Below are 333 nucleotides of genomic sequence, written 5' to 3' on the forward strand. Positions count from 1 at the left end.
GTGAAACTATTCCTTTTCTTCTTCGACTTAAATCTTGGAAATTTAGCGTGACCACGATAGAAATTCACGTAGGCCGCTTCTAAAGATTTCAAAGCTGATTGTAAAGATTGGCTATTGACTTCTTTAAGCCAAACAGTTTCTTCTGTATTCTTTAATGCTATTAGTGTTGCTGCCTGTGTATGGTAATTATCAGATTTTTTACCTGTTTGATACTGTACTTGTCTTTCATTTAAAAAATGGTTGTAAATATATCGGACACAACCAAAATGCTTATCCAACAACACCTGTTGCTCTTGTGTTGGTTGAAGTTCAAATCGATATGTCCGAAAAATT

General features: G+C 34.2%; 1 protein-coding gene. It reads right to left on the minus strand.

The window, feature by feature from the left end; translation table 11 throughout:
- Positions 1-333, minus strand: a 333-nt coding sequence (locus tag AC6CHH_RS16425) for a helix-turn-helix domain-containing protein (RefSeq protein WP_498284797.1), incomplete at both ends; no start/stop codon positions are given.

This window comes from Sphingobacterium sp. GQ94 (assembly GCF_059758715.1).